The 21,701-nt window shown below is 71.0% G+C and carries 25 protein-coding genes and 1 tRNA gene; 7 read left to right on the top strand and 19 right to left on the bottom strand.

From position 1 onward, the window contains the following. Positions 1-36: 36 nt before the first annotated feature. Positions 37-240 (bottom strand): cold-shock protein, encoded by a 204-nt coding sequence (locus CJEDD_RS00955; protein WP_042409175.1) that lies wholly within the window; start codon positions 238-240, stop codon positions 37-39. Between the two features lie 203 nt (positions 241-443). On the opposite strand from CJEDD_RS00955, the gene CJEDD_RS00950 reads away from it, so the two are divergent. After that, positions 444-2,774, top strand: coding sequence for a DEAD/DEAH box helicase (locus CJEDD_RS00950; protein WP_198133016.1), 2,331 nt, complete (start codon positions 444-446; stop codon positions 2,772-2,774). 24 nt (positions 2,775-2,798) lie between these two features. Here the strand turns inward: CJEDD_RS00950 and CJEDD_RS00945 are convergent, their stop codons facing one another. From CJEDD_RS00945 to ssd, 7 genes are read right to left on the bottom strand one after another with little or no spacing between them, the layout of a single operon-like run. Further along, positions 2,799-3,116, bottom strand: coding sequence for an Rv3654c family TadE-like protein (locus CJEDD_RS00945; RefSeq protein ID WP_042409169.1), 318 nt, complete (start codon positions 3,114-3,116; stop codon positions 2,799-2,801). After that, the gene (locus CJEDD_RS00940; protein ID WP_042409167.1) at positions 3,113-3,409 is read right to left on the bottom strand and encodes a hypothetical protein; all 297 of its coding nucleotides are present in this window, start codon (positions 3,407-3,409) and stop codon (positions 3,113-3,115) included. Before CJEDD_RS00940 ends, CJEDD_RS00945 begins: the two co-directional genes overlap by 4 nt. Further along, positions 3,406-3,633, bottom strand: a complete 228-nt coding sequence (locus CJEDD_RS00935; protein ID WP_042409165.1) for a DUF4244 domain-containing protein — start codon at positions 3,631-3,633, stop codon at positions 3,406-3,408. The genes CJEDD_RS00940 and CJEDD_RS00935 overlap by 4 nt, the downstream gene beginning before the upstream one ends. A 37-nt stretch (positions 3,634-3,670) precedes the next feature. Further along, positions 3,671-4,231 carry a type II secretion system F family protein gene (locus CJEDD_RS00930; protein WP_042409163.1) on the bottom strand — a complete coding sequence of 187 codons (561 nt, stop codon included), beginning with the start codon at positions 4,229-4,231 and terminating at the stop codon, positions 3,671-3,673. Further along, positions 4,228-5,001 carry a type II secretion system F family protein gene (locus tag CJEDD_RS00925; RefSeq protein ID WP_042409161.1) on the bottom strand — a complete coding sequence of 258 codons (774 nt, stop codon included), beginning with the start codon at positions 4,999-5,001 and terminating at the stop codon, positions 4,228-4,230. Before CJEDD_RS00925 ends, CJEDD_RS00930 begins: the two co-directional genes overlap by 4 nt. After that, positions 4,998-6,125, bottom strand: a complete 1,128-nt coding sequence (locus CJEDD_RS00920) for a TadA family conjugal transfer-associated ATPase (RefSeq protein WP_042409159.1) — start codon at positions 6,123-6,125, stop codon at positions 4,998-5,000. The genes CJEDD_RS00925 and CJEDD_RS00920 overlap by 4 nt, the downstream gene beginning before the upstream one ends. Further along, positions 6,126-7,160 carry a septum site-determining protein Ssd gene (gene ssd / locus CJEDD_RS00915; RefSeq protein WP_273657571.1) on the bottom strand — a complete coding sequence of 345 codons (1,035 nt, stop codon included), beginning with the start codon at positions 7,158-7,160 and terminating at the stop codon, positions 6,126-6,128. It lies immediately after the preceding gene. Between the two features lie 179 nt (positions 7,161-7,339). Here ssd and CJEDD_RS00910 point away from each other — a divergent pair, with 179 nt between their 5' ends. Together CJEDD_RS00910 and CJEDD_RS00905 are read left to right on the top strand one after the other, a co-directional pair. After that, positions 7,340-8,185 carry an HAD family hydrolase gene (locus CJEDD_RS00910; protein ID WP_042410529.1) on the top strand — a complete coding sequence of 282 codons (846 nt, stop codon included), beginning with the start codon at positions 7,340-7,342 and terminating at the stop codon, positions 8,183-8,185. A 168-nt stretch (positions 8,186-8,353) separates the two neighbouring features. After that, complete coding sequence (locus CJEDD_RS00905; RefSeq protein WP_042408630.1) at positions 8,354-8,911, top strand: phage holin family protein; 558 nt, start codon at positions 8,354-8,356, stop codon at positions 8,909-8,911. Here CJEDD_RS00905 and CJEDD_RS00900 read toward each other — a convergent pair. From CJEDD_RS00900 to nth, 4 genes are read right to left on the bottom strand one after another with little or no spacing between them, the layout of a single operon-like run. After that, positions 8,901-10,082 carry a MarP family serine protease gene (locus CJEDD_RS00900; RefSeq protein WP_232297743.1) on the bottom strand — a complete coding sequence of 394 codons (1,182 nt, stop codon included), beginning with the start codon at positions 10,080-10,082 and terminating at the stop codon, positions 8,901-8,903. The two genes, CJEDD_RS00905 and CJEDD_RS00900, sit on opposite strands and share 11 nt — an antisense overlap. Before the next feature lie 10 nt (positions 10,083-10,092). Then, positions 10,093-10,797, bottom strand: a complete 705-nt coding sequence (locus CJEDD_RS00895) for an NUDIX hydrolase (protein ID WP_052333841.1) — start codon at positions 10,795-10,797, stop codon at positions 10,093-10,095. Next, positions 10,797-11,363 carry a TlpA family protein disulfide reductase gene (locus CJEDD_RS00890; RefSeq protein ID WP_042408632.1) on the bottom strand — a complete coding sequence of 189 codons (567 nt, stop codon included), beginning with the start codon at positions 11,361-11,363 and terminating at the stop codon, positions 10,797-10,799. Before CJEDD_RS00890 ends, CJEDD_RS00895 begins: the two co-directional genes overlap by 1 nt. Then, on the bottom strand, positions 11,360-12,112 hold the full coding sequence (nth, locus tag CJEDD_RS00885) for an endonuclease III (protein WP_081764569.1): 753 nt from the start codon (positions 12,110-12,112) through the stop codon (positions 11,360-11,362). Before nth ends, CJEDD_RS00890 begins: the two co-directional genes overlap by 4 nt. Before the next feature lie 296 nt (positions 12,113-12,408). Between nth and glxR the strand changes: the two genes are divergently transcribed. Beyond that, positions 12,409-13,092, top strand: coding sequence for a CRP-like cAMP-activated global transcriptional regulator GlxR (gene glxR, locus CJEDD_RS00880; protein ID WP_042408637.1), 684 nt, complete (start codon positions 12,409-12,411; stop codon positions 13,090-13,092). Between the two features lie 24 nt (positions 13,093-13,116). Here the strand turns inward: glxR and CJEDD_RS00875 are convergent, their stop codons facing one another. The 4 genes from CJEDD_RS00875 to CJEDD_RS00860 are packed head-to-tail and all read right to left on the bottom strand — an operon-like array spanning position 13,117 to position 14,975. Beyond that, positions 13,117-13,929, bottom strand: a complete 813-nt coding sequence (locus tag CJEDD_RS00875; RefSeq protein WP_042408639.1) for an MBL fold metallo-hydrolase — start codon at positions 13,927-13,929, stop codon at positions 13,117-13,119. Between the two features lie 41 nt (positions 13,930-13,970). Then, positions 13,971-14,426, bottom strand: a complete 456-nt coding sequence (locus tag CJEDD_RS00870) for a RidA family protein (RefSeq protein WP_042408641.1) — start codon at positions 14,424-14,426, stop codon at positions 13,971-13,973. Next, entirely contained in the window at positions 14,427-14,588 is a 162-nt protein-coding gene (locus CJEDD_RS00865; RefSeq protein WP_074432558.1) for a Sp36 family protein, read from the bottom strand. It abuts the gene before it with no gap. Between the two features lie 15 nt (positions 14,589-14,603). After that, positions 14,604-14,975, bottom strand: coding sequence for a WhiB family transcriptional regulator (locus CJEDD_RS00860; protein WP_042408643.1), 372 nt, complete (start codon positions 14,973-14,975; stop codon positions 14,604-14,606). A gap of 141 nt (positions 14,976-15,116) precedes the next feature. On the opposite strand from CJEDD_RS00860, the gene CJEDD_RS00855 reads away from it, so the two are divergent. Then, positions 15,117-17,537, top strand: coding sequence for a transglycosylase domain-containing protein (locus CJEDD_RS00855; protein WP_042408645.1), 2,421 nt, complete (start codon positions 15,117-15,119; stop codon positions 17,535-17,537). A gap of 20 nt (positions 17,538-17,557) precedes the next feature. On the opposite strand, the gene CJEDD_RS00850 is transcribed toward CJEDD_RS00855, so the two are convergent. Further along, a complete protein-coding gene (locus CJEDD_RS00850; RefSeq protein WP_042408647.1) occupies positions 17,558-18,007 on the bottom strand; it encodes a GatB/YqeY domain-containing protein in 450 nt (149 codons plus the stop codon). A 36-nt stretch (positions 18,008-18,043) separates the two neighbouring features. Here CJEDD_RS00850 and CJEDD_RS00845 point away from each other — a divergent pair, with 36 nt between their 5' ends. Next, positions 18,044-18,913, top strand: a complete 870-nt coding sequence (locus CJEDD_RS00845) for a metallophosphoesterase (RefSeq protein WP_042408649.1) — start codon at positions 18,044-18,046, stop codon at positions 18,911-18,913. Positions 18,914-19,025: 112 nt separating this feature from the next. Continuing rightward, positions 19,026-19,102: transfer RNA gene (locus CJEDD_RS00840), tRNA-Pro, on the top strand. Positions 19,103-19,209: 107 nt separating this feature from the next. Here CJEDD_RS00840 and CJEDD_RS00835 read toward each other — a convergent pair. Together CJEDD_RS00835 and CJEDD_RS00830 are read right to left on the bottom strand one after the other, a co-directional pair. Then, positions 19,210-21,183: a CAP domain-containing protein gene (locus CJEDD_RS00835; RefSeq protein WP_042409976.1), complete on the bottom strand. Its 1,974-nt coding sequence runs from the start codon at positions 21,181-21,183 to the stop codon at positions 19,210-19,212. Between the two features lie 110 nt (positions 21,184-21,293). After that, positions 21,294-21,557: a hypothetical protein gene (locus CJEDD_RS00830; RefSeq protein ID WP_042409979.1), complete on the bottom strand. Its 264-nt coding sequence runs from the start codon at positions 21,555-21,557 to the stop codon at positions 21,294-21,296. Between the last annotated feature and the right edge of the window lie 144 nt (positions 21,558-21,701).

Here is a 21,701-nt window from a genome sequence, read left to right as displayed (position 1 = left end):
GGCCTGCCGGCAGGCCCCGTCGATACGCAATATGCGCTAGATGGCGCGCACCTGCTGCGCCTGCGGGCCCTTCGCGCCCTCGCCGATCTCGAACTCGACCTGCTGGTTCTCCTCGAGGGTGCGGAAGCCGGAGCCCTGGATCTCGGAGTAGTGGACGAAGACGTCGGACGAGCCGTCGTCCGGAGCGATGAAGCCGAAGCCCTTTTCTGCGTTGAACCACTTAACAGTTCCGGTTGCCATGGTGAAACCTTTCAAAGTATTGCGTGATGGAAGTCGTCCACCAGGGCCGAAGCCGGTCCTGGTGCCCGCGTGCACGATCCTCGCGAGCACCACGTTGGGCGCACACAAATCTGTGACCGCACTCCAGTCTGCCACGAATCGGGTGACGTGGCACTAGTTCTGTGCTAGATCTTTGCCGCCAAATGGCATACTTCGGTTCCATCATGGATTCCCGTTTCGGCGCCGAGCTCGTCGGCGCGCTCGAACGCCGCCTCCCGTCGGCGACGATCACCCACGTCGAGCACGTTCCCGCACGTCAGGCGCGCTACGCCGAGTGGCCGTCGTGGGTGCAGCCAGAGCTCAAGCAGGTGCTTATCGACGCTGGCGTGTCCCGCCCGTACGCACACCAGACCGCGTGTGCGCAGCTGGCGTGGGAGGGCCGCGACGTGGTGGTGTCCACCGGGACGTCGTCGGGCAAGTCGCTCGGCTACCAGCTGCCGGTGCTCACCGCGCTGGCGCAGGACCCGACGGCGTGCGCGATGTACCTCACGCCGACGAAGGCGCTCGGGTCCGACCAGCTCCAGGCCACGCTGCGCATGACCCGGTCTGCGGGGCTGACCAGCATCAACCCCGCCCCGTACGACGGCGACACCCCGGCCGAGGCCCGCGCCGGCATCCGCGAGCAGACCCGCTTCGTGTTTACAAACCCCGACATGCTGCACGCCGGCATCCTCGGCTCACACGCGAAGTGGGCGCGGCTGCTGCGACACCTTCGCTACGTGGTAGTCGACGAGTGCCACACCTACCGCGGCGTCTTCGGCGCGAACGTGGCGCTCGTACTGCGCCGCCTGCTGCGCATCGCGCGCGCCTACGGGGCCTCGCCGACCGTGGTGTTCGCCTCCGCCACCGCCGCCGACCCGGCCGGGCAGGCGCGCCGGCTGTGCGGGCGCGAGGTGGCGGCGGTGACCGAGGACTGCGCCCCCGCCGGCGAGCGCACGATCGTGCTCTGGGAGCCCGGCTTCATCGAGGGCGCGGAGGGCGAGGGCGGCGCGCCGGTGCGCTACCCCGCCACCGCGGAGGCGGCCACCATCATGGCGGAGCTGCTCCGCCAGGGTGCGCGCACGCTCACGTTCGTGCGCTCCCGGCGCGCCGCGGAGACGGTGGCGATGCGCGCGCAGGAGGACCTCGTGGTCGCGGGCCGGGCCGACATGGCCGAGCGGGTGGCGTCCTACCGCGCCGGCTACCTCGCCGAGGACCGGCGCGCGCTCGAGCGTCGCCTCGACGAGGGCGACCTGCTCGGCCTGGCCACGACGAACGCGCTCGAGCTGGGCATCGACGTCGGCGGCCTCGACGCGGTGGTGATGGCGGGGTTCCCGGGCACCGTGGCGTCGTTTCGCCAGCAGGCGGGCCGCGCGGGGCGGCGCGGGCAGGGCTCCATCGCGGTCATGGTCGCGCGCGACGAGCCGATGGACACCTACCTCGTGCACCACCCCGCCGCGCTGTTGGGCAGGCCGGTGGAAAACAGCGTGTTCAACCCCTCCAACCCGTACATCCTGCGCGGTCACGTCTACTGCGCGGCGGTGGAGCGCCCGCTTACCGACGGCGACGTCGACGCGTTCGGCGCCCGCGAGGTGGTCGAGGAGCTCACCGCCGCCGGGCTGCTGCGCCGCCGCCCGCGGGGGTGGTTCGCGGTGCCCCAGCTCGGCTGCGAGGTCACGCCGGAGTCGGCGCACGCGCAGGTGAGTATCCGCGGCGGCGTGGGCGAGCAGGTGATGATCGTCGACGTCACCGACGGCCGGCTGCTGGGCACCGTGGACGCGGGCCGCGCCATGAGCCAGGTGTACGACGGCGCGGTGTACATCCACCAGGGCGAGTACTACGTGGTGCAGTCGCTCGACCTCGACGACTACGTCGCGCTCGTGGCCCCGGAGCGGCCGGACTACTCCACGCAGGCGCGCTCCACCACCGACATCACCGTCCTCGGCGCGCCGCACGCGCTCGTCGCGCCGTCGCCGGGTCTGCAGGTGGCCAGCGTCGACGTCGAGGTGGTCGACCGCGTCACCGGCTACGTCGTGCGGCTCGCGGACGGCACCGTGAGCGAGCACATCCCGCTCGACCTGCCCGAGCAGCGGCTTCACACCCGCGCGGTGGCCTACACGGTCGACCCGCTCGTGCTCGACGAGCTGGGCATCACCGCGGGCGAGACCCCTGGCGCGCTGCACGCGGCGGAGCACGCCGCGATCGGCCTGCTGCCGCTGCTGGCCACGTGCGACCGGTGGGACATCGGCGGGGTATCCACCGCGCTGCACCCGGACACGCTGCTGCCCACGGTGTTCGTCTACGACGGCCACCCGGGCGGGGCGGGGTTTGCCGACGAAGGCTTCGCCCGCTTCCACGAGTGGATCGAGGCGACATACGAGGCGGTGCGCTCGTGCGGCTGCGAGGACGGCTGCCCGTCCTGCGTGCAGTCGCCCAAGTGCGGCAACGGCAACCAGCCGCTGGACAAGCGCGCCGCGCTGAAGCTGCTCGGCGCGCTCGTGACCATGACGGCGTGAGACTGGGTCGGCGCGGGCACAGTGTCACGGGCCGGCGCGGGCGGCGGCCCCGCTGCCCCGGCGGGCGGCCTCGACGACGACGTCGCCCGCGTCGAAGGTGCAGGCGCGCAGGTCCGCCCCGTTCGCCTCGGCGGTCGAGCGTGCGGCGCCGCAGTAGTCGGCCCCGCGGTACAGGGCGCCCGCCCCGGCAACGGCGGCGAGGTCGGCCGCCACGCGCACGCGGTGGGCGTCGGCGACATGGGCCCCGAGCGCCGCGACCGCGAGCGCCAGCGCCACCACCGCGGCGATGATGCCGGTGGCGGTGACGGTGGCGGAGCCTTCGTCGTCACGCAGCCGCGTCACGGGAGCACCGCTGGGAACTCGGCGGGGAACTCAACTGGGAAGACCGCGGTGGCACGCATGGTGCCCACCGGCGCGGGGATGGACGCGGTGGCCGTGGCCAGGCCCGCGTGCTCGGTGACGGCGACCTCCCCGCGCGGCGCGGCGTAGTCGACGCCGAGGGCGTAGGCCCGGGCGGCGGCGCCCGCGGTGTCCACCGCGGCGATGTAGGCCGACATGGTCGCGATGCCGCCGACGATCGCCGCCGCGACGGCGACGAGCGTGGCCAGCGACAGCGCCGTCTCGACGGTGGTCATCGGCGGCCCGGCGTCGAGGAAAGGGCGTCCGTGATCACGCCTTCGATGGCGTTGGTGACGCCGTCGCCGTTGACCACGAGGTAGAGCACCCCGGCGAGCGCGGCGGCGGCCAAACTTCCGAAAGCGTATTCGATGGTCGACATCCCGTCGTCGCGGCGCAGGGTGCGCAGGCGGTCGAGGGCGAACAGGTAGGTGGCGGTGAGTGCGGAATTGATGTGCTGCATGGGAGTTTCTCCTTCGTGTTGAATGCGTTGAAGCGGGTTAGTTGATGAGGGTGGCGCCGAGGCTGATCACCGCGGGCGCGAGCCCGAGGACGAAAAACGCCGGCAGGAAACAGGCGGTCAGCGGGATGGCGATGAGGACGCCGGCGCGTTCCGCTTTGGCTTTGGCCCGGTCGCCGGCCTCGTCGCGCAGGTGGGCGGCGATGCGCTCGCACCCGTCGACGACGGCGGCACCGGAGGCGGCGGACATGGTCACAAGCCCGGCCAGGTCTTCCCCGCCGGGGAGGCGGTGGAGTTCGGACCAGGCGCGCGCGGGTTCTACCCCGAGCGCTGACAGCGAGGCCACCGTCTGCCACGGGCTGGGGCCGTCGACGTGGGTGTCGGCGACCGCGGCCGCGGCGGCGGCGGGCGGCAACCCGCTGCGCACGCATGCTGCGAACAGCTCGATGTCGCTGGCGCAGCGCTCCGGGTCGGCGGCGCGGGGGCCGTCGCGCGGAGCGTTCGAGGTGGCCTGGCGCGGGGTGCCGATGCGTTGCGACGGCTCCGCCGGCGCCACCACCAACGCCGCCGCGAGCAGGACGGCAGGGATGAGCCCGATCATGACGCCGCCCCCTGGATGATCCGCTGCGAGACGACGACGCCGGCGCACACGAGCGCGGTGCCCACGGTGAGCAGCACCCCACCGAGCCCGCCGCCAACAAGGAACGCGACCGGATTCGCCCCCATCGCGGTGCCCATGAGCACGCCCGCGAGCGGCAGCAGCGCGAGCACCACCGCCGTGGTCTGCGGCCCGGCGAGCGCGGCGCGGGTGGCGGCGCGGTGCCGGTTGGCGTGGTCGATCTCGTCGCGCGCCGCGGCGGCGAGGCGCGCGAGCGGCACGCCGCGGGTGGCGGACAGGGCCCACAGCACCCCGAGCCGGGCGAGCTCGGGCGTGTCCGCGGTGAACGCGCCGACGCCGGCGCCGGTGCGCGCGTGGTGCTTAAGGCGGGCGACGTCGCCGGCCAGCTCCGGCGGCGCGTCGGCAGGCAGGTGGTCTGCGGCGCGGGCGAGGGCGACCGGCGGCGCGGCGCCCGCCTCGAGGTTCGTGGCCAGGTGGCCGAGGAACGCAGCCGCGGCCTGGCTGCGGCGCGCCGCGGCCGCCGCCTCCCGGCGCGCGGCGACGGCGTGGACCGCGGCGGCTGCCGCCATGGACGCCGCGAAGACGAGGCTCGCCCGGTCGACGACGAGGGCCGCGGCAACGACGAGGGCGACGGCTGCCGGGATCGCGCGCGGGGCCGGGCGCCGCCGCGCGGGCTGCGTGTCCACCCGTGCGGCGGGCGGGGGAGGCGCCGCGGCGGCGGCAGCGGCGGCAAGCAGAAACGGTGCTGTCATGGGAGGAGCTCCTCGTAGCCGTCGGCGGGGCCGGTCGCCGCGTCCCAGACCACCCGGGCACGCACCGGGGCGCCCTCGAGCACGCCGATCTGGTGGAGCACCCGCACCCCGTCGGCGCGGCGCTTGACCACAAGCACGACGTCGATCGCGGCGGCGAGCTGCGCGTGTAGCCCGGCGCGGTCGAGCCCGCCGAGCGCGGCGAGGGCCTCGAAGCGGGCGGGGACCTCCTCGATCGAGTTGGCGTGCAGGGTGCCCGCTCCCCCGTCGTGGCCGGTGTTGAGCGCCGCGAGCAGGTCGACCACCTCCGCGCCGCGGATCTCGCCGACGACGATGCGGTCGGGCCGCATGCGCAGCGACTGGCGGACGAGGTCGGCGATGCCGATCGCGCCCGCACCCTCGGCGTTCGCGGCGCGGGTGGTCAAGTTGACCACGTGGGGGTGGGCGGGCGTGAGCTCGAGCGTGTCCTCGATGGCGACGATGCGCTCGGCCGGGTCGACCTCCGCGAGCAGCGCGGACAGCAGCGTCGTCTTGCCGGAGCCGGTGCCGCCGACCACCACGAACGCTTTCCGCTTCTCGACGACGCCACGCAGCACCCCCGCCCGCTCCCCGTCAAGCGCGCCGCGCGCCACCAAGTCGTCCAACGTGGCCGAGGCGGTGCGCAGCACGCGCAGGGAGATGCAGGTGCCCGCATGGGCCGTCGGCGCGAGCACGGCGTGGAACCGCAGCAGCGTGCCGTCGGCGCGGGCGACGTGGCCGTCGCAGAACGGCTGGGCGTCGTCGAGCCGGCGACCGCAGCTCGCGGCGAGGCGTGCGGCAAGGCGGCGCACCGCGGCTTCCGAGTCGAAGGTCAGGCCGCTGCGTTGCAGGCCGTGGCCCGCGTCAACGTAGACGGCGTCGGGCCCGTTGACGCAGATGTCGGTCACCGCCGGGTCCGCGAGCAGGGCTTCGAGGGGCCCGGTGCCTGTGGTGTCGTCGCGAAGCTGGCGCATGATGTCGAGCACCCCGAGGTCGCTGATCACCACCGCCTCCTCCCTGATGAGCGCCGCGAGGCGGGCGGGGTCGGGCGTGACGGGCTCGTCGGCGAGGCGGCGCTGCACCCGCGCGAGAATGTCGGCCTGCTGCATCTACGCCACCTCCCCGAGCACCGCGTCGGCGGCGCGCGCGAGCCCCCGCGGCAGGCGCAGCGGCAGACCGTGGCACTCCACCGTCTTCGGCAGGCCACGCACGTCGGGCACGTGCGCGACGACGCGCGCCCCGGCGGCGTGCTCCACCTCCGCCGGGCTGAGCGCGGCCCAACCGTGGTCGCGCAGCAGCAGCATGGGCGCCACACCGGCGGCGTTGCACTCGGCGACAAGGCGCGACGCCGCGGTGGCGGAGCGCAGCTGCGGCGCAGCCACGATTACCGCCGCGTCGCAGCGGCCCGGCAGCAACGGCAGCGGCGCGTCGACGACGCTGAGGCCGCCGCCGGCCGCCGCGCCGACGACCGCGTCGAGCTCGTCGCGCGTGAGCGGGTGCGAGTCCGCCACCTTCGTCCGGGAGAACGTGAGCACGGCGACGCCGTCCTCGGTCGCCGGCAGCGCGTGGCGCAGGTCCGCGTGGTTCACGGCGCCCTCGCCGATGTCGAGGTCGCCCCACCGCGCGCCCGGGGTCTGCTCGACCCCGAGGATGAGGTCGAGGGCGCCGGTGACCCTGTGGGCGTCGATAAGCATCGCGCTTTGCGACGCTGCCGCCCTCCCCAGCGAGCAAGCCACAACCGACGCGCCTACCCCGCCGCCCGCCCCGAGGACGGCAACGACGCGGCCGCTCGCCTGCGGCCCCGTGGCGAGGGAGAGGGCGCCGATCGCGCGCAGCAGGTCCGCGGCCTGGGCGGGCAGCGCGAAACAGGCGGGGCCGAACGCGGCGGTCGGGTCCTCGGCCGGGGTGGTGATGTCGGCCGCCACCGTGAACACCCGGGCGCGGTCGACGCTGGTGGCGGCGAGGTCGGGGGCGCGTGCGGCGTCGACAAGCAGGGCGAACGCCTTGGGCGCGTGGCGGGCGAGCTGGGTGGCGTCGGCGGCGTCGACGACCTGGCGCCCGGTGGCGGCGGCGATGTGGACGGCCTCGGTGTGGGCGGCGGGGTCGGCGACGGCGACGACGATCGTGGATTGCGTGTAAGCCATGCGCCTAGCGTGCAGCGACGCAATATCCGAATCAATACCCAGCCGTTTTTCTGTGGATAACCACCCCGTTTCGCTGACGCTGCAACAATTTCCTTGTGGATAACTTGCCACTTGAGTCACACGCGTTTCTCAGGCGGCAGTTACGGCGCCGTAGGGTTCGAGGAGTTAGACTTCTCAGCATGTCTTCCGCACAGCCCGTGGCGGCGTTCTTCGACCTGGACAAGACGATCATCGCGACATCGTCCGCGTTCGCGTTCGGCAAAGAATTCCTGCACAACGGGCTCATCTCGCGCCAGAAGGCGTGGGATCTTACGCTCACGAAGGCCCAGTACATGCTCGTCGGGCAGTCGAGCGAGAAGATGGACTCCACCCGCGACACCCTCGCCAACATGGTCACCGGCTGGCCGGTGCAGGAAATCCAGCGCATCACCACCGAAACCATGCGCAGCGTGGTCACCCCCGCCATCTACGCGGAGGCGCGCGAACTCATCGACACGCACAAGACCCAGGGCCACGACGTCATCATCATCTCCGCATCCGCCCGCATCCTCGTCGAACCCATCGCGCGCGAGCTGGGCGTGGACACCGTCGTAGCCACCGAGATGGCGGTCAAGGGCGGCCGGCTCACCGGCGAGATCACCCGCTACCTCAAGGGCGCGGCGAAAGCGGACGCGGTGCGACAATTCGCTGCGGACCACGGCTACGACCTCGACCAGTGCTACGCGTACTCCGACTCCGCCACCGACATCCCGATGCTCGAGCTCGTGGGCAACCCGGTCGCCGTGAACCCGGACCGCGCGCTGAAGAAGCACGCGCTGGCGAACGGGTGGCAGACCCGCACGTTCAAGAACCCGGAGCCACTCATCCAGATGCCGAACGCCCGCGAAGTGGGCATCGGCGCGGGCGTCATCGCCGGGGTGACGGCGCTCGCGGTGGCGGGCGTGTTCATCGCGCGGGCGGTGTCGGGCAAGTCGTCGGGCAAGTCGTCGGGCAAGTCTGGCGAGGACAAACGCCGCTCGGCCTAGCGCTGAGGTCTTATCCCCCGGCCCCGCAACACCCACAACCCCGCCACCCCGCCCCGGATTCGGGCATGTTCGCACCACTCCGGCTACCATCGTGTGGGAATATCTACAGGCACGATGCGGGTGCGCCACATGCAACCCGCCGCCGCCACGCAGGAAGGTTAGAAAACAGTGAGCAACGAAGGTCTCTACACCAGCGGCTCGACCGCTGTGTCCGCCAAGGTGGATTCGATTCCGCTGCGCGACACCGACGTCACGGTGCCCGGCCAGCAGTCCATTGGCACCCTCATCTCCAACGCGTCGGAGCAGGTGTCCACCCTCGTGCGCGGCGAGATCGAGCTGGCCAAGGCCGAGGTCGTCGGCGAGGTGAAGAAGGGCGCCGTGGGTGGCGGCCTGTTCGCCGTCGCGGGCGTCATCGCCCTCTACTCCACGTTCTTCCTCTTCTTCGCGCTCGCCGAGATGCTCGCCTCCTGGATGCACCGCGGCTGGGCGTTCCTCATCGTCTTCCTCATCATGCTCGCGCTCGCCGGGCTGCTCGCGTTCCTCGGTTTCAAGAAGCTGAAGAACATCAAGGCGCCGGAGAAGACCATCGAGAGCGTCAACGAGCTGAAGAACCTCAAGCCGGGCCAGGCGCAGAAGAACCTGGCCAAGGACGAGGCCGGCCTCTACACCTCCACCGGCACCGGCGCCACGGTCCCGCGCGCCGGCTCCACGGCGGTTACCCGCTAACGCACGCTCGCGTATCGACGGGGCTCCGCAGGCCCCGCACATCCCCCACGCGCTGCTGCACCTGGTGTGCAGTCAGCGCGTATCCCGTTTCTGAGGTGTCCAGCGAGGCGCCGAAGATCATGCCGGCCACCGCCCCGTCGGGGGTGAGCAGCGGCCCGCCGGAGTTGCCCTGGCGGATGTTCCCGCGGATCGTGTACGCCTCGCGCTCCACGCGCCCGGTGGTGTAAATGTCCGGCCCCGCGATGGTGAGCCTGCCGCGCACCCGCGCCGGCTCGGCCTCGAACGGCCCGGACTTGGGAAAGCCCATGACCACCGCGTCGTCGCCCTGCTCGAGCTCGCCCGCCGCCCAGCGCACCGCCGGCAGGCCGAGGTTGTCCGCCCGCAGCACCGCGATGTCGGTGTCCGGGTCGTAGAGCACGACCTCCGCGGGCTTGACACCCACCGCGGTGTCCAGCGCAACGCGCTCCGTCCCGGCGACGACGTGCGCGTTGGTAAGCACGTAGCCGTCCTCGATGACGAAGCCGGAGCCCATGAGGCGGCGCCGGCAGCTCTCCGCGTCGCCCATGACGTGCACGACGCTGGGCCGCAGCTTCTCGACGACCTCCGGCCGCAGCGCGTCATTACTCGGCGCCGCGACCTGCGCTCCGCGCGGGGACTCGAACGGGGACACGAGCGGGGGAAGGCCGGACTCGTCGAGGAGCGCGGCGAGCTTCGCGGGCAGCGCGGCCGCCCCGTCCGGCGCCGCCGCGTCGATGCCCGCGAGCACCCGCGAGTTGCGCAGCTCCTCCCCGAGCGCGCCGGGCACGGAGGCCGCGAGCGGGATGGAAATGAACCACACCACCAGCGCGAGCGCCACGGCCTGGAACAGCGCGCCCGCCGCCGAATCCGCGATCCGGGCGCCCCGCCCGCGCACGCGGGTGCGCAGGGTGCCGCCGACCGTTGCGCCCACGATATTGCCCAGGCCCACGAACAGCACCACGAGCGCGACGAGCAGCACGACCCGCACCGCCGTGGACTCGCTTAAGCCGAGGAAGAACGGGGCGAGCGCGAGGGCGATGACAAGCCCGGCGACGACGGCGACCGCGGAGACGACAGCGCTGAAGGCCCCCTGACGCCAGCCGCCCACGAACGCGGCGATGAGCGCGAGGGCGAGGGCGACGTCGATAAGCACTCGGCAGATGTTACCGTTCGCCGTTCGCGGAGCGGGCGAGCGCGGCGCGGAGGTCGCCGGGGCGCTCGTCCCACGGCTGCGCCCAGCCGCCGAGCTCGAGGGCGACGGCGAGCAGCACGCCGGTGAACCCCCAGACGAGGTACTCCCCCGCCCAGAACGACGGCCCGGCCCACGCCTTCCACCCCAGCATGGCGCGGTTCGCGGGCGCGACGAGCTCGCGCACCGGCGCGAAGAACACCGCGTCCGTCTCCTCCTCGCTGGCGGGGTGCACGTCCCCTGGGTCCGGCGAGTACGCAACCACCGGGCGCACGCGGCGGTTCGACCCGCCCGTGGTCGCCGTCGCCATCACCGCGAGCGGGATGACGCGGTCGGGGTCGAGCCCGGTCTCCTCCTCCGCCTCGCGCAGCGCGGCCGCCACGGGACCGGCGTCGCCTGGGTCGATGTGCCCTCCCGGAAACGCCATCTGGCCGGAGTGGCTGCGCATGCGCGGCGTGCGGTGCGTGAGCAGCACCCGCGCGTCCTTGGGGAGCTCGGCGGCGCCCGGGTCGCCGGCGAAGAGGATGAGCACCGCCGCCTCGTCCTCCCCGTCCGCCTGCCGCACGCGTTTGCCCAGCAGCCGGCGCGCGGCCGAGGCCTGCTCTCCGTCCTCGAGCGCGCGCACGAGCGGGGCGAGCCACGCGGGCGCCTCGTCCGGGTGCAGCGGGGTGTCCGCCACTACAGCACCCCCGCCACGGCGTCCGCCAGCTCGTCGGCGGAGGTGAACTCGCGAGCGAAGACGGCGACCCGCTCGCCGCCGCGCAGCACCACCGTCACGGGCACGACGCCGGGCAGCCCGAGAGTGCCGGCGAACCGGTTCGCGTCGTCCTGGTAGCTCGGCAGGTCCACGCCGAGGTCGTTGAGCAGCGCGGCGCCGTTCGCGGCATTGCCGTCCGCGTGGACGCCCACCACCTCGTACTCGGGGTGGGCCCGGGCGAAGTCCGCGACCGCCGGCAGCTCCTCGCGGCACGGCGCGCACCACCACGCCCACACGTTGACCACGGCGATCTCCTTGCCCTGCCCCGCCTTTCGCCCGCCGAGGCACGGCAGGTCCACCCCGCCGATCGCGCCGTCCGGGCAATCGGGGCGCGCGGGCACGTCCGGCGCCGAGGATGCGCCGGCGGATTCGCCGGTGGCGTTGTCGGCCGGAGGTGCGTCGTCGATAAGCAATATGCGCGCGCCCGCGACGACGAGCGCGGTGAGCGCGACGACGGCGACCACGCTGGCCCACACCGTCCTTTTCACAGGCGCACCTCCCCCTTGATGAGGTCCGCCGCCTCGGGGCCGGTGGGGCCGGCGCCGAAGCTCGGGCAGTCGAACGCGATGGGGCACACGCCGCAGGCGGGCTTGCGGGCGCGGCAGACGCGGCGGCCCTGGAAGATGATGCGGTGGGAGAACATCGTCCACTCGGCGGGTTCGATGAGCTCGGCGACGGCGCGCTCGATCTTCACCGGGTCCGTGTCCTCGGTGAGCATGAGGCGCTTGGTGAGGCGCTGGAAGTGCGTATCGACGGTCAGCCCCGGCAACCCGAACGCGTTGCCGCGGACGACGTGCGCGGTCTTGCGGCCGACGCCCGGCAGGGTGACGAGGTCCTCGAGTGCTTCCGGCACCTCGCCGCCGTAGTCCGCGACGAGCTTCTGGCCCAGGCCGATGAGGTTTTTCGCCTTGGACCGGTAGAAGCCGGCGGAGCGGATGATCGCCTCGATGTCGCCCTGGTTCGCGCGCGCGTACGCCTCCGCGGTGGGGTATTTCGCGAAGAGCTCGGGGGTGACCATGTTCACCCGCGCGTCGGTGGTCTGCGCCGAGAGCACCGTGGCGACGAGCAGCTCGAGGGCGTTGGAGAAGTCGAGCTCCGCGTGCGCGTCCGGGAAGGCCTCCGCGAGCGTGCGGTTGATGCGGCGCGCCCGGCGCTTGCGGCCCAGCGGCGTCTCCTCCCCGAGCGCCGCTGGGTGGGTGCCGGGGCGGCGGTGCTTGGCTGGGGTGGTTGACGGCATGGGAGACATGCTAGCCAGCGCGTCCGTAGAATGGCAGCCATGAGTGTGATCCTGGTGCTGCTCGTCCCGCTACTGTTGGGCATCTTCCCGCTGTGCATGGAGCGGCTGGAGGCGCGCGTCGTCGACTAGGCGGGCGCTTCCCAAGCCCCGGCGAATCGGCCGGGCGAAACAGCCGTCGACGAAAATCTGTAGATGGTACGATTCGAAAATGTTGTGACGGTCACACCGAAACAGCGCGGACGTGGCGCCCGCCACGGGCCCCACCGCAACCCTGAACGCGACCCCGAGGAGAACACATGGAAGGCGTACAAGAGACTCTCGCCCGCGCCGGCATCTTTCAGGGCGTGGATCCGGAGGCTGTCTCCGCCCTGACCGAGGAGATGGACACCGTCACCTTCCCCAAGGGCACAACGATTTTCGACGAAGGCGAGCCCGGCGACCGCCTCTACATCATCGTCGAGGGCAAGGTGAAGCTCGCCCGCCACGCGCCGGACGGGCGCGAAAACCTCCTCTCCGTGATGGGCCCGTCCGACATGTTCGGCGAGCTCTCCATCTTCGACCCGGGCCCGCGCACCTCGTCCGCCGTGTGCGTCACCGACGTCACCTGCGCGACCATGGACTCCACCATGCTGCGCACCTGGATCGACTCCCACCCGGAGATCTCCCAGCAGCTCCTCCGCGTGCTGGCGCGCCGCCTGCGCCGCACGAACGCGTCGCTCGCAGACCTCATCTTCACCGACGTTCCGGGCCGCGTGGCCAAGACGCTGCTGCAGCTGGCCAACCGCTTCGGCACCCACGAGGGCGGTGCGCTGCGCGTGAACCACGACCTCACGCAGGAGGAGATCGCGCAGCTCGTCGGCGCCTCCCGCGAGACCGTGAACAAGGCGCTGGCCACCTTCGCCCACCGCGGCTGGATCCGCCTCGAGGGCAAGAGCGTGCTCATCGTGGACACGGAGCACCTCGCGCGCCGCGCCCGGTAGCGACAGCGGCGCGCCTCGTAGCGGCTAGTTCGTCGCCTTGAGGTAGCGCAGCGCGACGCGGGTCGACTGCTCGGCGGCGCCGCGCAGGACCGGGTCAACGTCGTCGTAGATCGCGTCGACGATGCTGTTCACATCGGCGTTCTCGCCCTGGGTCTTCAGCGCCTCCCGGATCTGGTCGAGGCGGAGGTTGCGGCGGTCGGTGTACTTGCGGGCGTAGGCGGAAAGATCCTCGCCCTCCGGGCCGTGGCCGGGCAGCATGGGGATGCCCTTGCCCGCCTCCTCGAGCATCTCCAGGGAGTCGAGGTAGGCGCCGAGGTCGCCGTCCGTCTCGGAGATCATCGTCGTGTGGCGCCCGGCGATCGTGTCGCCGGTGAGGATGGCCTCGGGCGCGCCGTCGGTGTCCTCGCCGGGGTAGACGAAGTAGCACACGGAATCGCTCGTGTGGCCCGGGGTGGCCACGACCTTCACGCGCGGGGTGACGCCGTCGACGGCGATGACCTCGCCGTCCGCCAGCGGCTCAGCGCCCGCGCAGTACTGCTTGTCAAAGGCCCGGATCGGCGCGCCGGTGAGCTGGCGGAAACGCTCCGCGCCGTCCGCGTGGTCGTGGTGGCGGTGGGTGAGCAGGATGAGGGCGACGTCGCCGGCCTTCGACTGCAGGACGTTGAGGTGGCCCTCGTCCTCCGGACCCGGGTCCACGACGATGCTGCGTGCGTCACCTTCGCCGCGGATCACCCAGGAGTTGGTGCCCTCAAGCGCCGCGTAGCTGGGGTTCGGCGCCAGGACCACCGCGGCGTTGGGGGTCACTGGGCGCAACTGGCTGTATGCGGGATGCTTCATGGTTCCCAGCGTACCTGCCTGCGGTGGCGTCGATACGCGGGCTAGCCCTTGAGCTCGACGACGAGCTCGACCTCGACCGGGGTGTCCATCGGCAGCACCGCGACGCCGACGGCGGAGCGCGCGTGGGCCCCGGCCTCGCCGAAGATCTCCTGCATGAGCTCGGAGGCACCATTGACGACGCCCGGTTGGCCCGTAAACGCCGGGTCGGAGGCCACGAAGCCGACGACCTTGAGCACGCGCTCGACGTTGTCGATGCCAACGAGCGCGTCGACCGCGGCCAGCGCGTTGAGTGCCGCCTGGCGGGCGTAACCGTAGGCGTCCTCCTGCGACACCTCCGCGCCGACCTTGCCGGTGGCGGGGAGATTTCCGTCGACGAACGGGAGCTGGCCCGACGTCCACACCTGGTTGCCTGCCTGGACGGCGGGCACGTACGCCGCAACCGGGGCCGCGACGGCCGGCAGCTCGATGCCGAGTTCCTTGAGCTTGTCAGACCACATTTACTCTGCCTCCCGCTTCATGTAGGCGATGACGTTATCCGGCGTCGGGCCCGGGGTGACGGCGACGAGCTCCCACCCGTCCTCGCCCCAGGTGTCCAGGATCTGTTTCGTCGCGTGCGTGAGCAGCGGCACTGTCGCGTATTCCCACTTCGTCGTAGCCATGGCGCCCAACACTACCTACAGGCCGACGACTTCGCCGCCGCTGAAGAGGTACTCCGCCCAGTCGGTGACGTGGGGGTTCTTGCGCAGCACCGCACGGCGCTGGCGCTCGGTGAGCCCGCCCCAGACGCCGAACTCCACCTTGTTGTCCAAGGCGTCGGCGCGGCACTCGGTGAGCACCGGGCAGGCGCGGCAGATCGCCGCCGCCTTGCGCTGCTCGGCGCCGCGGACGAAGAGCGCGTCCGGGTCGCCGCCGCGACACTGGGCGTGGGTGACCCAGTCCCCGCGGTCGTATACGAGGCGGCCGGAGGCGTCGCACTTGCGGGCGGTGGCGTGCTGCTGCGCCTGCGCCGTCGTCTCCCGAGTCGTACGTCCCAGCGTGGTGGTCATTGCCGTGCTCCTTACATCTCACCGCATATCTTCCGAACAATGTAAATGTAATCACACGGCAGGATTTTCTGTCTAATGGATCACAATTTCGGGGGGACGCGAGTATTCCCCCGCGGCTCCGTCGTCATTTAAGGTATTGGCGTGTCCGCCTTGAAATCCCTCGGAAGCATGCTCGCCGCGCTCGTCGCCGCAGCCCTCGCCATCGCGCTGTGCATCGCGCCGGTCGCAGGTCTCGGCGGCGCCGCCATCGCGCGCACCGACGACACGATGCAGTCCAACCTCTCCGACCTGACCAGCGGCGACCTCCCCGGCGTCTCCACGATCACGGACGTCAACGGCACACCGATGGCGTGGATTTTCAAGCAGCGCCGCTACGACGTCCCCAGCGCCGACATCGCCCAGTACGCGAAGGACGCGCTCGTTTCCACGGAGGACCGCCGCTTCTACGAGCACGAAGGCGTGGACATGCAGGGCTTCGCCCGCGCGATGGTGACCAACGTGCTCGCGGGCGGGGTGGAACAGGGCGCGTCCACCATCAACCAGCAGTACGTGAAGAACTACCTCTGGCTCATCGACGCAGACAACGAGGAGGAGGCGCAGGCCGCCACCGAGCAGTCGATCCCGCGCAAGCTGCGCGAGATGCGCATGGCCTCCGACCTGGACAAGACGCTGGACAAAGACGAGATCCTCACGAGGTACCTCAACCTCGTCTCTTTCGGCAACCACGCCTTCGGCATCGAGGCGGCCGCGCGCACGTACTTCAACACCTCCGCGCGCGACCTCAACCCGGCGCAGGCGGCGCTGCTCGTCGGCCTGCTCCAGTCCGTCGAGGGCCTTAACCCGTACACGAACCCGGACGGCGCGGTCCGCCGCCGCAACGTGGTGCTGAATAACATGGCGGCCGAGGGCTACATCGAGCAGTCCGAGGCAGACCGCTGGGCCGGTGCCCCGCTCGGCGTGCTGGATACGCCGAACACGCTGCCGGAGGGCTGCATCACCGCCGGCGACAGCGGCTTCATGTGCGACTACGCGCTGAAGTACCTCGCGGACAAGGGCCTCGACCTGGACGCGATCAAGAACGGCTCGTACACCATCACCACCACGCTCGACCCGGTCGCCCAGGAGGCGGCGCTCAACGCGGCGCGCAACAACGTCAGCCCGTACACCCCCGGCGTTGCGGAGGTCCTCGACATCGTCGAGCCCGGCACGGAGTCGCACGACATCAAGGCGATGGCGTCCTCGCGCTACTACGGCCTCGACCTCGACCAGAGCCAGACCATCCTGCCGCAGCCGGCCTCGCTCGTCGGCGCGGGCGCGGGCTCGGTGTTCAAGATCTTCACCGCCGCCACCGCCCTCGAGCAGGGCTACGGCCTGGACACGATGCTGGACACCCCGGCGCGCTCCGTCGTCTACGGCATGGGCAAGGGCGGCGCGGACAACTGCCCGCCGGACGCCTACTGCGTGGAAAACGCCGGCACGTACGCGCCGCGCATGTCGCTGCAGGACGCGCTGGCTCACTCCCCCAACACCACCTTCATCGAGCTCATCCAGCGCCTCGGCGTCGCCCCGGTGGTAGACATGGCGGTGCGCCTCGGCCTGCGCTCCTACAACGACCCGAACTCGTTCGGCGACGGGCGCAGCATCGTCCAGGCGGCGAAGGACGAGAACATGGGCTCGTTCACGCTCGGCCCGCTCGCGGTCAACCCGCTCGAGCTCGCCAACGTCGGCGCGACGCTCGCCTCCGAGGGCCGCTGGTGCGAGCCGAACCCCATCGCCCAGGTCGTCGACGAGCACGGCAACCAGGTCTACATCGACCGCCCGGCCTGCGAGCAGGCCCTCGACCCGGACATCGCGGGCGCGCTCGCGGCGGGCATGTCCAAGGACGTCGTCGACGGGACCGGCTCCGCGGCGGCGAAGCACAACAACTGGACGTTCCCCGCCGCCGCGAAGACCGGCACGACGGAGACCCACCAGTCCTCCGCGTTCCTCGGCTTCACCCGCGCCTTCGCGGCCGCGCCGTACATCTTCAACGACGGCACCCAGACCGCCCCGCTGTGCACCACGCCGGTGCGCCAGTGCGTCGAGGGCAACCTGTTCGGCGGCAACGAGGCCGCGGAGACGTGGTTCCAGGCCGCGTACGGCGTACCGGGCGCGGCCGCCGCGGGCCTGCCCACCTCGAGCGCCGTCCACCAGCGCGGGACGCGGCGCGCGGCCCTCGACGCGGTGGTGGGCATGCAGGCCGCGGCGGCGAAGGCCCAGCTCGAGTCGCAGGGCTTCACGGTCACCCAGACCACCGTCTTCGGCGACGGCTCCCCCGCCGGCACCGTCGTTGCCGCGATCCCCGCGGACGAGGCGCTCGCGTCCGGCGCCCTGGTCACGCTCAACGTGTCGGACGGTTCCCGCGCCACCGGCACGTTCGCGCCCCCGACCACGTCCGGCGCGGCCCCCACCGCGCCGGCCGGCGCGAGCGCGACCACCTCGCCCGCGCCGCTCGATTTCAGCGGCATCGAGCAGTCGCTTTCCGACGCCCGCGATGCGATCGCCGACGTCTTCGGCAACTAGCCCCCAAATTAACCCCGGAGCTAGCCCAGCCGCGCCTTCACGGCCTCGGAGATGCGCTTGCCGTCGGCGCGGCCCTCGGCCTTCGCCGTCGCGGCCTTCATCACCTGCCCCATCTGGGCCATGGAGGTGGCGCCGGTCTCGGCGACAGCGTCGTCGATAAGCTGCGAAAGCTCCTCGTCGGTGAGCTGCTTCGGCTGGTATTCCTCGAGGATGGCGGCCTCCCCGAGCTCGGTCTGCGCGAGATCCTCGCGGCCGTTGGTCTGGTAGATCTCTGCGGACTCGCGGCGCTTTTTGATCTCGCGGGCGATGATCTTCTGGATCTCCGCGTCGTCCACCTCGTGCTTCGCCCCCTCGGTCTCGGCGGTCTGGATCGCGGCGAGCAGCATGCGGATCGTGCCGGTGCGCTCCTTCTCCTTCGCCTTCATGGCTTCTTTGAGGTCTGCGCGGATCTGGTCTTTCAATGCACTCATGGCTGCGAGATTACAGTGGTGCGGGTGAAGAGGTTCATGGGTACCGCAGGAGCACTAGGCGTATCGACGGCTGCGTGGGCCTACGCCGAACGCAACAACTTCCAGCTCAGAGAGGTCGAGCTGCCGCTGCTTGCACCCGGGGCTCTCGGGGGGCGCGACGCGTTCCGGATCCTCCACATCTCGGACCTGCACATGATCCCGGGGCAGCGCAAGAAGGTGTCGTTCGTCTCCGGGCTGGACGCGCTCGAGCCGGACTTGGTGGTCAACACCGGCGACAACCTCTCCGACGAGGCCGGGGTGCCGTGGGTGCTCGACGCGCTCGGCCCGCTGCTCGACCGGCCGGGCGCCTTCGTCTTCGGCACCAACGACTACTGGGCGCCGCGGCCGGTCAACCCGCTGAAGTACCTCACCGGGGCGAAGCGGGAACCCTCGTACGTGGACCTGCCGTGGGAGGGCATGCGCGCCGCGTTTATCGAGCGCGGCTGGCACGACGCCACGCACGCCCGCCTCGAGTTCAAGGCCTCCGGCGTGCGCCTCGCCATCGCCGGTGTGGACGACCCGCACCACGACCTCGACGACTACGCGCAGGTCGCCGGCGCCCCGAACCCGGACGCGGACCTGTCCCTCGGCCTGCTCCACGCGCCCTACCGCCGCGTCCTAGACGCGTTCGAGGCGGACGGCTACCAGCTCGCGCTGGCCGGGCACACCCACGGCGGCCAGATCTGCCTGCCGGGCGGGCGCGCCATTGTAACCAACGCCGACATCGACCGGCGCCGCGCGTCCGGCCTGCACCGCTACGGGGCGATGTGGATGGAGGTGTCCAACGGGCTCGGGCAGTCGAAGTACGCGCCGGTGCGCTTGTTCTGCCCGCCGTCGGCGACGCTCATCCGGGTGACGGAGCGGTAGCTTCTGGTTTGCAAGACCTCAAGCCGCAAACCCCACCTACGCAGCAGTTTTGGCCACGCGCGCGCCCGGGGGTATTGTGTTCCGAGTACCGCGGGCAACCGCGAGATACAACCGGGATATGGCGCAGCTTGGTAGCGCGCTTCGTTCGGGACGAAGAGGTCGCAGGTTCAAATCCTGTTATCCCGACCACCACGAAAACCCGCCACTACGGCGGGTTTTTTCGCGTTAACGCTCCCGCAACACCGCCTCCTGCACACTGAGGGCGTCCCACAGTCTCTACGCCCCGGCGCTTTGCTCTACTGCGGCAGGTGCTTCGAGATCTCCGGCCACGCCACCGCGACCCCGATCACGGCCAGCACCGCAATCACGATGCCGATGATTGCGCCGGTGCTGCTGCCCTTCGACGTCGGTGTGGAATCGGTGCCCGAGTGCACCGCGGGCGACGGCGAGGGAGCCGGAGTCGAGGTGGAGGTGGGGGCAGGGGTCGGGGCAGGAAGGGTCTCCGTCACCTCACGCTCGACAACGAAGTCGCGCTCCCGCGGGCGCGACGCGTCGAGCGTCTGCAGCGCCGCTCGCTTCGCTGCCGCTGCGGTGGACGCATCGTCCGCCGCCTTGCGCGCCTCGGCGAGCGCCGCGTCGGCGGACGAGGCTCGTTTCTGCTGGTCGGAGAGGTTCTGCGTGGTGGCGGTCACGGCGTCGATAAGCGGCTGCTTCGGGGTCCGCTTCGCTTTGTCCAAGGTGGCATCGGCGTCGGTCTTCGCCGCGGCCGCCGCGTCGCGGTCCTTGCGGGCAGCGTCGCGGGAGGCGGACACGCGGTCGAGGTCTAACTGGGCCTGCTTGCTCCGAGCGGCCGCGCTGTCGGTCTTCGCGGAGACTTCATCGGCGTTCTTGCGCGCCCCGTCGACCCCGGCGAGGTAGATCACGATCAAGCCAGCTGCGAGCTTCTCGGCGTTCTCGATCTCTTTGCGGTCCGCGTCGTAGTCCACCTTGGTGATCTTCGGGTCCATGCCCTGTTGTGCGTTTCGCGAGAATCCGCGCACGTCGGAGGCGATGTTGGCGTACGACGGCGTGACGCCTTTCGTGTCCCGGAGATTGTCGCGCATCGCGGGGGTTTGCATGGCCTCTCTCGCTCCCGCGGGGAGGTAGAACGGGCTACCGCTGCGCTTGGCGCGCTGGGTGGAAGCGTCGGCCGGGAAGTAGGATCGGGTGTTCAAATTGACCTGGTCGTGGAAGAACATCGTGGTCGCCCAGACGGTGCCATCTGGTTCGACGGTGATGCCAAGCCCCATTCCCTCATAGTTCGGGCTCAACATGTTCTTGTTATGCCCCGGCGAGTTGTGCCACCCAGTAAACAGCTTTTCGGGCAGTGTCTTCCACTGCTCTCGCGTCGCTTTTGCGGTCGGCGCGCCAAGGAAGTGCCCCGCGATGTTTTCGCCCGAGCGGCCATAGTCCGCCGCCTCGGAGTGCCGAAACGCTGTCTCATCGCCCTTTTTCGCACCAACCCAGGTGCCAAGCCGGGGGATGTCCGCCACCATCTGGTCGGACCACGCCTGCGCCTGCTGGATGTAGATTTCGTGGGTCACCAGCGGGTGCAGCCCGTTGGCGACGCGGTAGTCATTGATCATTTCGGCAACAGCCTGGCCGGTGAGCCGCTCCCAGTCCTCCACCGAGTAATCGGATCCGGTGCGCACTCGCTCGTCGAACTTGGCGCGCTCCGCCTTGACCTCTTCGCCGATCGCAACCGATTTTCTCAGCCCGTCCTCGGCCTTGGACAGCGCGTCCTTCTTCTCCTGCAGCTGCTTGTCCAGGTCGTTGAATTCGGCTTGGGCGGCGTCGCGGGTGGCGCGGGCGTCGTCGACACGCTTTTGCGCCGTGCCGAGCTTGGCCTCCGCATCACGCAGCTGGGACGACGCCGCATCGGCCGCTCGCTGCTTGCCCTCGACATCGATGGCGTCCAGCGCCGCCTTCGCAGCCGCCGCGTTTGCGCGAGCCGTATCGACGTCCGCACGCGCCTTCCCTGCCGCCTCCTCCGCGTCGGCAACGCGCTGGTTGGCCTGGTTCAGGGTGCGCTCCGCCTCAGAAACGTCGCCGCTCGCCGCGTCGCGGTCCCGCTGCCATTCCCCCAGCGCGTCGGCGTAAGCCTGCTGGTCCACCTCCGAAACGGTGCGGGTTTGCACTGTCTGCGCGAGCGCGTCCGGCGCGACGACGTGGATGGTGGAGACCGACATGGCGACCGCCAGGGTGGCGGCGGTGAGACGTGTGCGTTGCATGGCATCCCTCTGGGTTTTCTCTGTGACCAGTAGATGCACTCAGACTAATACGACGACTTCAACCCCGAGATATTACTTAACAACTTCTCAGTTTCCCGGGGTAATCGTCTCTACTGCGGCAGGTGCTTCGAGATCTCCGGCCACGCCGCCGCGACCCCGATCACGGCCAGCACCGCGATGACGATACCGACGATTGCGCCGGTGCTGCTGCCCTTCGACGCCGGCTTGGAATCGGTGGCCGGCTTGGAATCGCCAGCCGGCGCCGTGCTCGAGGGCGCCGTGTTCGTCGGCGTATCGGGAACCGCAACGGAAGCCAGGCGCGGGTCCAGCCCCCGACGCTTCCCGGCAGCCTTGCTCGCCTTGTCGAGCTGCACGGTGACCGCGGTGCTCTCTTTGGTCTGCGGACGCGACGACGTGGGTGGAAGCGAACGGGACGGCGACGACGAGCACCACGGCGGGGATGGTTGTGCGTTTCATCGATAGCTCCTTACGACGGGCTGGACGCTCAAATGTACTCC

It is taken from the genome of Corynebacterium jeddahense, from assembly GCF_028609865.1.
Lineage (GTDB): Bacteria > Actinomycetota > Actinomycetes > Mycobacteriales > Mycobacteriaceae > Corynebacterium > Corynebacterium jeddahense.
The sequence above is the reverse complement of the archived record's forward strand: the minus strand, read 5'-3'. Positions and strand labels throughout refer to the sequence as shown.

Bases quoted from the DNA above. Each gene is read 5' to 3' on its own strand.
- CJEDD_RS00930 (WP_042409163.1), bottom strand. From the start codon at position 4,231: ATGATCGGGCTCATCCCTGCCGTCCTGCTCGCGGCGGCGTTGGTGGTG.
- CJEDD_RS00950 (WP_198133016.1), top strand. From the start codon at position 444: ATGGATTCCCGTTTCGGCGCCGAGCTCGTCGGCGCGCTCGAACGCCGC.
- nth (WP_081764569.1), bottom strand. From the start codon at position 12,112: ATGCCGTCAACCACCCCAGCCAAGCACCGCCGCCCCGGCACCCACCCA.
- CJEDD_RS00860 (WP_042408643.1), bottom strand. From the start codon at position 14,975: ATGACCACCACGCTGGGACGTACGACTCGGGAGACGACGGCGCAGGCG.
- CJEDD_RS00935 (WP_042409165.1), bottom strand. From the start codon at position 3,633: ATGCAGCACATCAATTCCGCACTCACCGCCACCTACCTGTTCGCCCTC.
- CJEDD_RS00835 (WP_042409976.1), bottom strand. From the start codon at position 21,183: ATGCAACGCACACGTCTCACCGCCGCCACCCTGGCGGTCGCCATGTCG.
- CJEDD_RS00850 (WP_042408647.1), bottom strand. From the start codon at position 18,007: ATGAGTGCATTGAAAGACCAGATCCGCGCAGACCTCAAAGAAGCCATG.
- CJEDD_RS00955 (WP_042409175.1), bottom strand. From the start codon at position 240: ATGGCAACCGGAACTGTTAAGTGGTTCAACGCAGAAAAGGGCTTCGGC.
- glxR (WP_042408637.1), top strand. From the start codon at position 12,409: ATGGAAGGCGTACAAGAGACTCTCGCCCGCGCCGGCATCTTTCAGGGC.
- CJEDD_RS00875 (WP_042408639.1), bottom strand. From the start codon at position 13,929: ATGAAGCATCCCGCATACAGCCAGTTGCGCCCAGTGACCCCCAACGCC.
- CJEDD_RS00845 (WP_042408649.1), top strand. From the start codon at position 18,044: ATGGGTACCGCAGGAGCACTAGGCGTATCGACGGCTGCGTGGGCCTAC.
- CJEDD_RS00870 (WP_042408641.1), bottom strand. From the start codon at position 14,426: ATGTGGTCTGACAAGCTCAAGGAACTCGGCATCGAGCTGCCGGCCGTC.
- CJEDD_RS00910 (WP_042410529.1), top strand. From the start codon at position 7,340: ATGTCTTCCGCACAGCCCGTGGCGGCGTTCTTCGACCTGGACAAGACG.
- CJEDD_RS00865 (WP_074432558.1), bottom strand. From the start codon at position 14,588: ATGGCTACGACGAAGTGGGAATACGCGACAGTGCCGCTGCTCACGCAC.
- CJEDD_RS00940 (WP_042409167.1), bottom strand. From the start codon at position 3,409: ATGACCACCGTCGAGACGGCGCTGTCGCTGGCCACGCTCGTCGCCGTC.
- ssd (WP_273657571.1), bottom strand. From the start codon at position 7,160: ATGGCTTACACGCAATCCACGATCGTCGTCGCCGTCGCCGACCCCGCC.
- CJEDD_RS00925 (WP_042409161.1), bottom strand. From the start codon at position 5,001: ATGACAGCACCGTTTCTGCTTGCCGCCGCTGCCGCCGCCGCGGCGCCT.
- CJEDD_RS00920 (WP_042409159.1), bottom strand. From the start codon at position 6,125: ATGCAGCAGGCCGACATTCTCGCGCGGGTGCAGCGCCGCCTCGCCGAC.